General features: G+C 38.8%; 8 protein-coding genes. 1 reads left to right on the top strand and 7 read right to left on the bottom strand.

Annotated elements, in window-relative coordinates; all coding sequences use genetic code 11:
- Nucleotides 1–118 precede the first annotated feature (118 nt).
- Genes HMPREF9075_RS01635 through HMPREF9075_RS01620 form a run of 4 tightly spaced genes read right to left on the bottom strand, consistent with a single transcriptional unit; the run spans nucleotide 119 to nucleotide 3,072 of the window.
- Nucleotides 119–1,063 (bottom strand): GSCFA domain-containing protein, encoded by a 945-nt coding sequence (locus HMPREF9075_RS01635; RefSeq protein ID WP_009751250.1) that lies wholly within the window; start codon nucleotides 1,061–1,063, stop codon nucleotides 119–121.
- A 2-nt stretch (nucleotides 1,064–1,065) separates the two neighbouring features.
- Complete coding sequence (locus tag HMPREF9075_RS01630; protein WP_009751249.1) at nucleotides 1,066–1,575, bottom strand: methylated-DNA--[protein]-cysteine S-methyltransferase; 510 nt, start codon at nucleotides 1,573–1,575, stop codon at nucleotides 1,066–1,068.
- A gap of 3 nt (nucleotides 1,576–1,578) precedes the next feature.
- Nucleotides 1,579–1,998: a type II 3-dehydroquinate dehydratase gene (gene aroQ, locus HMPREF9075_RS01625; RefSeq protein WP_009751248.1), complete on the bottom strand. Its 420-nt coding sequence runs from the start codon at nucleotides 1,996–1,998 to the stop codon at nucleotides 1,579–1,581.
- A gap of 24 nt (nucleotides 1,999–2,022) precedes the next feature.
- Entirely contained in the window at nucleotides 2,023–3,072 is a 1,050-nt protein-coding gene (locus HMPREF9075_RS01620; RefSeq protein ID WP_009751247.1) for a glycosyltransferase family 9 protein, read from the bottom strand.
- Nucleotides 3,073–3,192: 120 nt separating this feature from the next.
- Between HMPREF9075_RS01620 and HMPREF9075_RS01615 the strand changes: the two genes are divergently transcribed.
- Nucleotides 3,193–4,452: a M64 family metallopeptidase gene (locus HMPREF9075_RS01615; RefSeq protein WP_009751246.1), complete on the top strand. Its 1,260-nt coding sequence runs from the start codon at nucleotides 3,193–3,195 to the stop codon at nucleotides 4,450–4,452.
- Nucleotides 4,453–4,513: 61 nt separating this feature from the next.
- Here the strand turns inward: HMPREF9075_RS01615 and HMPREF9075_RS01610 are convergent, their stop codons facing one another.
- The 3 genes from HMPREF9075_RS01610 to gltS form a co-directional block, all read right to left on the bottom strand.
- Nucleotides 4,514–6,556, bottom strand: a complete 2,043-nt coding sequence (locus tag HMPREF9075_RS01610; RefSeq protein WP_034556512.1) for a M3 family metallopeptidase — start codon at nucleotides 6,554–6,556, stop codon at nucleotides 4,514–4,516.
- A 69-nt stretch (nucleotides 6,557–6,625) separates the two neighbouring features.
- A complete protein-coding gene (locus tag HMPREF9075_RS01605) occupies nucleotides 6,626–9,376 on the bottom strand; it encodes a sodium-translocating pyrophosphatase (protein WP_009751244.1) in 2,751 nt (916 codons plus the stop codon).
- A gap of 84 nt (nucleotides 9,377–9,460) precedes the next feature.
- On the bottom strand, nucleotides 9,461–10,693 hold the full coding sequence (gltS, locus tag HMPREF9075_RS01600; protein WP_009751243.1) for a sodium/glutamate symporter: 1,233 nt from the start codon (nucleotides 10,691–10,693) through the stop codon (nucleotides 9,461–9,463).
- Between the last annotated feature and the right edge of the window lie 54 nt (nucleotides 10,694–10,747).

The following is a 10,747-nucleotide window of genomic DNA, read 5'->3' as shown; positions in this document are numbered from 1 at the left end:
TTATCCTTCGCTCAACCTTCGCTCAAGGTTCGCTTTAAATAGGTTTATTGAAAATGTAGGTGTGATAGCAAATTAATTTTGGTAAAGATTATAGCAACAAGGGGGTTAGTGAAAATAACTAAAACTGTATATGGGGGTATTGGGCTTGAATGGCGGCTATTTTTTGTTGTAATTGCTCTTGGAAGGCTTTATGACTCTCGGTGTGGGGGTTGAAGGGGCGATGGGCTAAACTTTTTTGAATATTATCTATTTGTTTCATTGTTTTTTGGGTATCAGTATCTATATAGGTGGCTGTTAATTGCTGCCATATATAGTTGATTGCCAGTTCGGAAGGGTGTACCATATCATCTGTATAAAAACGATAATCACGTAACTCGTCTAATAAGAGTTCGTAGGACGGAAAATAATGGCAGGTTTGCTTACTGATAAGTGGATAGAGTGCGGCAAAGAGGTGTGATTTGCTAACTTGGTTTTCTAAAAAGCCATCTTTGAGATGTCGTACAGGGGAAATGGTGCATATACATTCTATATGGGGATTGAAGGTTTTTACACTGCTAATTATCTGATATATACTTTGTTGTATTTCTTCAACTGAAAGGAGATGTTTTGAGAAGTGTGTTTGTGGCACTTTGTGGCAGTTGGCTACCATTTCACGGGTTGTTTTATGGGTATATACCCAAGCTGTACCAAAGGTGATAAAGAAGAATTGCGCTTCTTTAAGGGCTTGGTACAATTTATTCTGCTGGGTATTGGCAAAAGAGATTGTTTCTTGTAGTTCAGGCTTACTGATATCGGAATGAAGGGAGAAACTGTGCCATAGTTCGTTATGCAAAAAGAAGTCTTCGGGGGTGTAGGGTTGTTGTGCTAAGGCTCTTTGTATAACTTTTTGGATTGCTATAGGATGAAAAAGAACGCCAAAGGGGTTGGCTGTAATGGGAAACTTGTAATAAGCAAAGCGAGTGGCTATATTTTGGGCAAAACAAGAGCCTATACTTACTATGGGGGTGTAATAAGTAATTTTTTTAGGGGCTGGGGGAAGCTGTAAGGTTGTTCTGAAGTTCAATTTTAGTTCTTTTCTAAGTTCAACAAAAACTCTTTACGGGTAATACCTCCTCCATAGCCTGCTAAACTACCATCGGAGCTGATAACACGATGACAAGGTATGAGGATGGAGATGTGATTTTTACCATTAGCATTGGCTACGGCACGGAAAGATTGTGGTTTGTCTATTGCTTCGGCTTGTTGTTTGTAGGATCGGGTTTCACCATAGGGGATTGTAAGAAGGTAGTTCCAAACCTCTTTTTGGAAAGGTGTACCTGAGAGTACTAAAGGCAAACTGAAGCTTTGTAGTTCTTTGGCAAAATATGCTTTTAGCTGTTCTTCCAATTGTAATAATAATGGTGTATCTTTTTGGTTATCAGTACCATTTAGATATTGCATTACTTGGCTTTTAGAGAGTAACCAATGATCGTTGTGCATAAATTCGAGCAAACAAATAGCGTTATCGGTTGCCATTGCCAACAATAGCCCTACAGGAGTAATTAGTTTTTTGGTATAGAGTTTTTGTTTTTTCATAGCTTACTTGCTGAAATAATCTAACGCTAATTCATAACTTTGTAATCCGAAGCCTACTATGATACCTTTTACAACTGGAGATAAATAGGAATGATGCCTAAAAGTTTCGCGTGCAAAGGTATTAGAGATATGGACTTCAATCACGGGGGTTGTGATGGCTTTTATAGCATCGGCAAGGGCTACAGAGGTGTGAGTATAAGCTCCTGCATTGAGTATAATCCCACAATAATCAAACCCTACCTCGTGAAGTTTATCTATTAAATCGCCTTCGTGATTGCTTTGGTAATACTGCAAGTGCAAGTGGTTGTATTTTGATTTCAAGGAGTCAAAATACATTTCAAAAGTTTGAGCACCATAGATTTCGGGCTCTCGTTTACCTAATAAGTTGAGATTAGGTCCGTTGATAATAATAATCTTTTTCAATATCAAAACTATTAAATGGTTATATTACATAAAATTGGTATTTTTAATAGCTTCATAGGAAAGAATGGAGGTTGCTTTATTGACAATACTATCTACAGTGATAGTTTCTATCGCTTTTTCGTAACCTTTGGGGTAGGTTTTTCCATAAACTGAGGTGGGTATTAATGGAAATAGGTTTCTATCGGCTAAAATTGCATTACTTAACGGTTGTGCATAGGGATAAAATCCTGCATAGGGGTGTGTAACTCCCCAAATTGTAAGTGTGGGGACACCATACATAGCCGAAAGGTGTGCGTTACCGCTATCCATTGCTATCATTATGTCAAGGCGAGATATTAGCTCCAACTCTTGCTTGAATGAAAGCCTACCCACCATATTTACGACTCTATCTAATTTTACTTTTTGTATTTGGTCGGCTTCATTTTTTCCACCTCCAAAAAGGTAAATAGTAGCTTTTGGATAACGCTGGCTAAGGGTATTAATTACTTCGCACATTTTACTAAAGGGGTATTGCTTGCCTTGAAAAGAGGCAAAAGGGGCTACGCCTATAGCAAGTTCGTTATTTAGTAGCTCTTGTACGGTTTTGCTCAGTTCAGGGGGGGGTAATAGGTAGTCATCGGACAAATCTATGGGGAAACCCAAAGCGGCAAACACATCGGCATAACGTTGATAGGAAGGTTTTAGTTGTTTAAAATTCTTGAATTTATAGCGAGTGAGTGCTTGTTTTTCAATTCGTCCTTTGTCTATTTGGGCAAAGGGTATTTTGGTGGTTTTAAAATAGAGTTTTAGTATATTGGTGCGCAATACGTTATGGATGTCGGCAACGCCGTCAATATCTTTATTAACAAGTTCTTTGAAGAGCCTATAGAGCCCACAAAGTCCTGCGTGCTTACCTGTAAGTTCGGGTGTAAATACCTCTAAATTAGGTATATGAGAGAACATAGGGGTAAAAAGAGGGCGTGTAAGGTAAGTGATTTTTACCTCAGGATATTGCTCTGCGAAAGCTGTGATTACAGGAACACTGATAGCTACATCGCCCATAGCTGATAGTCTAAAAACAGCGATATGTTTCATTTTGTTTTGGTATTATTTTTTTTATTATTATCTTTGGCACGCCAAAGAGCGTTGATAAATAATAAAGGAGGTTGATAATCAATGCAAATGTACTAATTTTTTTTAATATATCAATATTTTATGAAACATTTATTTTTTTTATTACTATTTGCCCAGTGTATTTGGGCGCAACCCGATGCCGTATTTGACTTTAGCAAAAGTCTCCGCATTGACTTTAACTTGCTTACGGATGCTTACCAAACGGAGGTGCTTTTTCAGCAGTTGAAGAAAGAACCACATTGGGGAGGGGCACAAACTAATCTTATCGCTCCTAACTTAGGAAACTTGCGTTTGCAGGTGTTTGACGGTGATAAATTGGTTTTTTCAAAGGGGTTTAATTCCCTTTCAAACGAATGGGCTACGATAGACGAGTCTAAGGGTGAAAAACGTTTGTTTTACCACGCTATTCAAATTCCTTTTCCAAAAAAAGAGCTTACTTTGCACATTGATAGGCGTAATAACGAAATGGTATTTGTAAATATCGCGAAGCGCAAGATAGACCCTGCTGATTATTTTATTAAGGAAGAAAAACAGGTGGCTTACCCTTTTAAAAAACTATTGTACAACGGCGAGGCTGCTAAAAAGGTGGATATTGCTATTTTGGCTGAAGGTTACACAAAAGATGAAATAGAAAAGTTTTATGCTGATGCACAGCGTATGACTGATTATATGTTTACAATCCCTCCTTTTGATGATCTTAAAAAAGATTTTAATGTGTATGCTATTGCAGTGCCTTCGGAGGAAAGTGGAACTGATGTACCAGGCAAGAATATCTACCGAAATACTGCTTTTAATTCTTCGTTCTACACTTTTAACCAAGAGCGTTACCTTACTACAAATAGCCTTAAAGAAATAGCTGATGCGGCAGCTCTTGTGCCTTATGACCAGCTATATGTACTGGTAAATACTCCTATATATGGTGGGGGTGGATTTTATAACAACCTGAACTTGTGTACGGCTGATAATGAACTTTCGGACAAGGTGTATATACACGAATTTGGACACGGATTTGTAGCGCTTGCCGATGAGTATTACTATGAATGGGATACTACTTTTCAGGATACTTATAATCACTCATTAGAGCCTTGGGAAGAGAATATTACTACTTTGGTTGATTTTGGTAGTAAATGGAAGGATATGGTTGCCAAAAAGACTCCAATACCTACTCCTCGTACTGATAAATATAAAAATGTAGTAGGGGCTTTTGAAGGTGGTGGCTATGTGAGCAAAGGGGTATATAGCCCAATGCAGGATTGTCGTATGAAATCTAATGAACCTAAAGGTTTTTGCCCTGTGTGTGAGCGTGCTATTAGAAAAGTAGTAAAATCATATACTGATTAACAAATAAATAAGCCGATTTATCTGTAATTGATAAGTCGGCTTATTACTTCTTAAATGGGTATTATTTTAGTCCGCGTGCTTTGAGTAGTGGTTCAATAGCTGGGGCTTTTCCTCTGAAACTGAGATACATTTTTTCGTAATCCATTGTATTGCCTTTAGAGAGAATCAAATCTCTGAAGCGTTGTCCATTCGCACGGGTAAGTCCTCCGTTTTCTTCAAACCATTGGTAGGCATCGTGGCAGAGCATTTCTGTCCATTGGTAAGAGTAATAGCCAGCACCATAACCACCTCCAAAAATATGAGCAAAGTAAGAAGAGCGGTATCTTGGTGGTACTTCTTTCACCCATAAGCCTGTCTTCTCAAGGGCTGTTTTCTCAAAATCATTTACATTACTGATAATAGTATCTGCTGGGATAGTGTGCCATTGTAGGTCTAAATTAGAGGCTGCTAATACTTCGGTAAAAGCATAGCCTTCGTTAAAAGTGCTTGCTTTCTTTATTTTATCAATAAGAGCTTGCGGAATAGGTTGTTTAGTTTGATAGTGTACTGCATAATTCTTAAGAATATCAGGATATAAAGCCCAATGTTCATTGAATTGTGAAGGAAACTCTACAAAATCGCGTGCTACGGCAGTGCCTGATAGGCTTGCGTACTGCTGATTGGCAAAGAATCCGTGTAATGCGTGTCCAAACTCGTGGAAAAGGGTTGTAAGCTCGTCATAAGTAAGCAAAGCGGGTTTGCCATCGGCGGGTTTTACGTAGTTGCATACATTGTAAATAACGGGTTTGGTATTCAATAACTTAGATTGATTTACAAAGTTACTCATCCACGCACCACCGCGTTTGCTCTCACGAGCAAAGAAATCGCCGTAGAAAAGCCCTAATGGAGTACCATTCTCTTCAAAAAGTTCATATACTAATACATCAGGGTGATATACAGGTATATCTTTGCGTTCTTTAAAAGTAATACCATAAAGCTTAGTAGCTGCGTAAAACACGCCATTTTCAAGGGCATTTTTCAACTCGAAGTATGGTTTTATCTCATTCTCATCGAGGTCGTATTTAGCTTTGCGTACTTGCTCGGCATAGAAGTTCCAATCATAAGGTTCTAAGCTGAAATTACCTCCTGTTTTAGCAATTTGTGCTTGTATTTCTTTTGCTTCAGCTTTAGCTTTTCCTACTGAAGCTGGTACTAAATCTTTAAAAAACTGGGCAATAGCAGCAGGTGTTTTTGCCATTGTGCGTTGCAAACTCCACTCGGCATAGTTTTTAAAACCTAAAAGTGCTGCTTTTTTAGCGCGAAGTAGGGCAATGCGCTTTAAGATGTCGTTAGTATTATGAGCGCCGCCATCGGTACGATTCCAAGCTGCTTCAAATAGTTGTTTGCGCTGATTGCGGTCAGCTAATTCACTAAGAAGGGGTTGCTGGGTAGTATTTACAATAGCTATTTTTTTACCATTAATAGTTTGCGCTGCTGCCAACGAACCTTCTAAAAGTGTTTGATTGAAATCAGTCTCCAAAGAAGCTAACTCACTATTATACTTTTTAAGAGTTTCTTTATCAGCAGCCGATAAATTCGCTCCTGCTACCTCAAAATCTTCATAGTAATTCTCCAATAATTTAAGCGACTCAGGGTCTAATTGCAAGCTCTCACGTTTATTGTATAAGGCTTTAATACGTGCAAAAAGCTTTTCGTTTAAGTGAATACCATCAGCGTGTTCAGCAAACTTAGGTGAGAGCTCTTTTTGCAATACTTTCAGTGTGTCGTTGGTATGTGCTTCTGTTAGAGCGTTGAATACTGCTGAAGCTCGTTCCAATTCCACTCCACTTTTTTCTAACGCAATGATAGTATTTTCAAAAGTAGGTGCTTCGTTGCTATTAGCGATAGCAGCTATACGCTCGTTTTGCAATGCCATTCCTTTAAGAAGTGCAGGACGATAATGCTCATCTTTTATCTTTGAGAAGTCTGGAGCTCCGTATGGCAAGGTACTTTCTACAAGTAGCGGATTATTATCTATATTCTCTGTCATTTTCTTTTGGTTTTCAGAAGAGTTACAGCCTACTAAAGCAGTAAATAGTAGTGCCGAAAAGAGTTGTTTTTTCATAGTCTGTTTGGTTTTAAAAATAGGGACGAATTTCATCAATCCGCCCCTTTTTTGTTTAACTAAAATTTATTACTTAGCTGTCAAACGCACATCTATACGCCTGTTTTTTGCTTTGCATTCATCAGTATCATTAGCAGGACATATGGGGTGTTCTGCTCCATAACCTTGAGCACTCAACTGTGCTTTGTTAGCACCCAATACTACCAATTTGTTTAACACCGAATTAGCGCGCCTTTCAGAAAGTTTTAAGTTACCTTCAGCACTACCTGTATTATCAGTGTAACCTCCTAAACGGATAGCCGCATTAGGATAAGCTTTCAATATAGCTACAATGTTTTTTAATTGTTGTTCTGAACCTTCAGTAAGTTCGTCACTACCTGTTTTGAAGTAAGTTCTATCCAAAGTAATCCAATTATCTTTGAATTGTTCTGGAGTAGTAAGGTTTTTATCTTCCAATAATTTTACAAGGTGAGCCTCAGATGAATTTTCACCTACTTCTAACATTGTATTGTCAAGAAGAATCAATTCAAATAAATTACCTACGTTATACTCATAATTACCATCAGCATTAAGCATACCTTCAGCTACAGGAGTTTCAACTGTTTCTATAGTTTCACTTTGTTGAAGCTCTGCTGCTTCTGGAGGTATAATATTTGCATCAGCGGTATGTCCGCCCAAAATAGGAGCAATAACCAAACCTACCAAACAAGTTAGTTTAATAAGGATATTCATTGAAGGGCCTGAAGTATCTTTGAATGGGTCACCTACAGTATCACCAGTTACAGCTGCTTTATGAGCATCAGAACCTTTGTAGGTCATTTGTCCGTTGATTTCTACCCCTGCTTCAAATGATTTCTTAGCGTTATCCCAAGCACCACCAGCATTATTTTGGAAGATTGCCCATACTACACCCGATACAGCTACCCCAGCCATATAAGCACCTAAAGCTTCAGCTCCCATTACAAAACCAATAATGATAGGGGTGATAATAGTAATTGCTCCAGGCAACATCATTTCACGCAAAGCGGCTTTAGTAGAAATATCCACACATCTGCCGTACTCTGGTGTACCCTTACCTTCCATAATACCTGGGATTTCGCGGAACTGACGGCGTACTTCGTTTACCATATCCATAGCCGCTTTTCCTACTGATTGCATTGCCAAGGCTGAGAAAATTACCGGAATCATACCTCCAATAAACAACGCTGCCAATACATCTGCTTTGAAGATATTAATACCATCAATACCTGTAAAGGTAACATAAGCGGCAAACAATGCTAAGGCTGTAAGAGCTGCAGAAGCAATTGCAAAGCCTTTACCTACAGCAGCAGTAGTATTACCTACTGAGTCTAAAATATCTGTACGTTGACGTACTTCTTTGGGTAGTTCACTCATTTCAGCCACCCCTCCTGCATTGTCAGCAATAGGCCCAAAAGCATCAATAGCCAATTGCATAGCAGTAGTAGCCATCATTGCCGAAGCTGCAATCGCAACCCCGTAGAAACCTGCTAAGGCATAAGAGCCCCAAATTGCTACTGCAAAAAGCAATACAGAACCAAAGGTTGATTTCATACCAGTAGCCAAACCTGCTATAATGTTAGTAGCTGCACCAGTTGAAGAGTTACGCACAATATTCAATACAGGTTTTTTACCCAAAGCAGTAAAGTATTCAGTAATAGTAGAAATAAGTAACCCTACAGCTAAACCTACAATAGTAGCATAGAATACATTAATACTTGGTATTTCCTTCACTCCTTCTCCAAAGAAACTCATCTGAATAGTTTCAGGAAGCATATATTTAATTAGGAAGAAACAAGCTACCAAAGTAAGCCCTAAAGCTACATAGTTACCTGTGTTTAGCGAGCTTTGTACTTGTTTTTCTTTAGCTTCATTATTTTTGATACCTACGAAGAAAGTACCGATGATAGAAGCTACAATACCTACCCCTGCAATTACCAAAGGTAAAAGTATAGGCCCCATATTGCCGAAGTTGTCTGTAAAGGCACCTCCATTGCTCATCGCCATATCTTTGATTACGTAGTTACCCAATACCATTGAGGCAAGTACGGTAGCCACGTATGAACCAAATAGGTCAGCACCCATACCTGCTACGTCACCTACGTTATCACCTACGTTATCAGCAATAGTAGCAGGGTTACGAGGGTCGTCTTCAGGGATACCTGCTTCTACTTTCCCTACAAGGTCAGCCCCTACGTCAGCAGCTTTGGTATAGATACCTCCTCCCACACGAGCAAAAAGCGCAATAGACTCAGCTCCTAATGAGAAACCAGCCAAAGCTTCAAGTACAAGGGTCATTTCATCATAAAAAGGTTTGCCTCCTTCTATAAAGGTGTTTACAAAGAGAATGAAAAACAAGCTCAAACCCAATACAGCCAAACCTGCTACTCCCAATCCCATTACAGTACCACCTCCAAATGATACTTTTAAGGCTTTTGGCAAACTAGTGCGTGCTGCTTCTGTAGTACGCACATTAGAGTTGGTAGCAATACGCATACCTATGTTTCCGGCTAAGGCAGAGAAGAACGCTCCACACACAAAAGCTACCACAATAAGCCAGTGAGAAGTCTCCACCACACGCGAAACAATAAATAAGGATATAGCGGCTATCACCACAAAAATACCTAAAATACGGTATTCAGCATTAAGGAATGCCATTGCACCTTCTTTGATACTTTTAGAGATGCTTTGCATTCGTTCGTTGCCTGTGGTTTGCTTGTTCACCCACAAAGCCTTTGTAATCATAAAGATAAGTCCCAGAATAGCAAGGACTAACGGTAGATATAACATCATTTTATCCATACAAATATTAATAATTAATTATTCAGGCGGTAAAATTACAAAAGATTATATTAATAAGAAAATAAAAAGCAATTTTTTTTATTTTTATCCTAAGAAACCTATAAAAGTAGTCAAGATAAAGGCATTAATAAAGTCTATAAAAAAAGCTCCTACCATCGGTACTATCAAAAAAGCTTTATGGGAAGTACCAAAACACTCAGTAACCGACTGCATATTAGCCACTGCCGTAGGGGTAGCCCCTAAGCCAAAACCACAATGCCCTGCGCAGAGTACCGCTGCATCGTAATCAGCCCCCATCAGGCGGAAAGTTACAAAATAAGCATAAGTACACATTACAAAAGTTTGTATCACCAAGATGATAAGCATCGGAACAGCTATATCTAATAATGTCCAAAGTTTTAAGTTTAAAAGAGCAATCCCTAAAAACAAACTTAGTGAAGCATTGCCAAATACATCTATAGCACGGTCAAACATATTCACTTTGAAAGCATTAGTAAGTACATTGCGTAAGAATACCCCAAAGAATAAAGCCCATACAAATTGTGGGATAGTAAATTTTTCGGGTAAATAAGCTGTCACAGTAGGCGAAACCATTATAGCCGAAAATGATAAGCAAGCTGCAAAAAGTGCCATTGTCTCTATCGCCGATTTTGAAGTAATAAGGCGTTGTTTTCCCGAATTTTCAAACACTTCCACCACAGTATCTACAGCATTATCGGTAGCTGTTTTATCTGTGATAGGTTTTCTCCCTATTTTGTTCACCAACTTGCGTGCCACAGGCCCTCCTATCAGTCCACCAAGTATCAAGCCAAAGGTAGCCGAAGCCATACCAAGACCAGTTGCCCCTTTAATGCCATAGTCTGTCTCCAATATCTTGCCCCACGCACCTGCCGTACCGTGACCTCCAGTCAGGGTGATAGAACCTGTTATCAAGCCCATAATAGGATTTTGCCCCAATGCACTCGCCAGCCCTACCCCTACCGAGTTTTGTACTACGATAAATAGTGCTACTACTCCTAAAAAAATGATAAGCCCTTTACCACCTGCTTTTAGTCGGGAGAAATCGGCACTAAGCCCAATAGACGAAAAGAAAAACAACATAAAGGCATCTTGCAGATTCGTATTAAAGTCTAACGAAATCTTGTATTTAAGATACAGCAGATAGATAATAACAGCAGCCAATAACCCTCCAGCTACTGGCTCAGGAATATTAAAGTTCTGTAGTAATTTTATTTTCCCTACCAATAAGCGTCCTACCAATAGCACAAGAGTAGCAATAATAAGTGTGTAATAAGGGTTGATAATAATGTTGTTCATTATAGTTTAAAAGATTAATGTTTTTATTGTTAGCTTTTTTCCGACTGCAAATTT

Origin of the sequence: Capnocytophaga sp. oral taxon 332 str. F0381 (assembly GCF_000318275.2) — a bacterium.
GTDB lineage: Bacteria > Bacteroidota > Bacteroidia > Flavobacteriales > Flavobacteriaceae > Capnocytophaga > Capnocytophaga bilenii.
This window is presented reverse-complemented; position numbering and strand designations above follow the sequence as displayed.

Excerpts from the sequence above, each read along its gene's own strand:
- gltS (WP_009751243.1), bottom strand. The coding sequence starts at position 10,693 with ATGAACAACATTATTATCAACCCTTATTACACACTTATTATTGCTACT.
- HMPREF9075_RS01615 (WP_009751246.1), top strand. The coding sequence starts at position 3,193 with ATGAAACATTTATTTTTTTTATTACTATTTGCCCAGTGTATTTGGGCG.
- HMPREF9075_RS01610 (WP_034556512.1), bottom strand. The coding sequence starts at position 6,556 with ATGAAAAAACAACTCTTTTCGGCACTACTATTTACTGCTTTAGTAGGC.
- HMPREF9075_RS01630 (WP_009751249.1), bottom strand. The coding sequence starts at position 1,575 with ATGAAAAAACAAAAACTCTATACCAAAAAACTAATTACTCCTGTAGGG.
- HMPREF9075_RS01605 (WP_009751244.1), bottom strand. The coding sequence starts at position 9,376 with ATGGATAAAATGATGTTATATCTACCGTTAGTCCTTGCTATTCTGGGA.
- HMPREF9075_RS01620 (WP_009751247.1), bottom strand. The coding sequence starts at position 3,072 with ATGAAACATATCGCTGTTTTTAGACTATCAGCTATGGGCGATGTAGCT.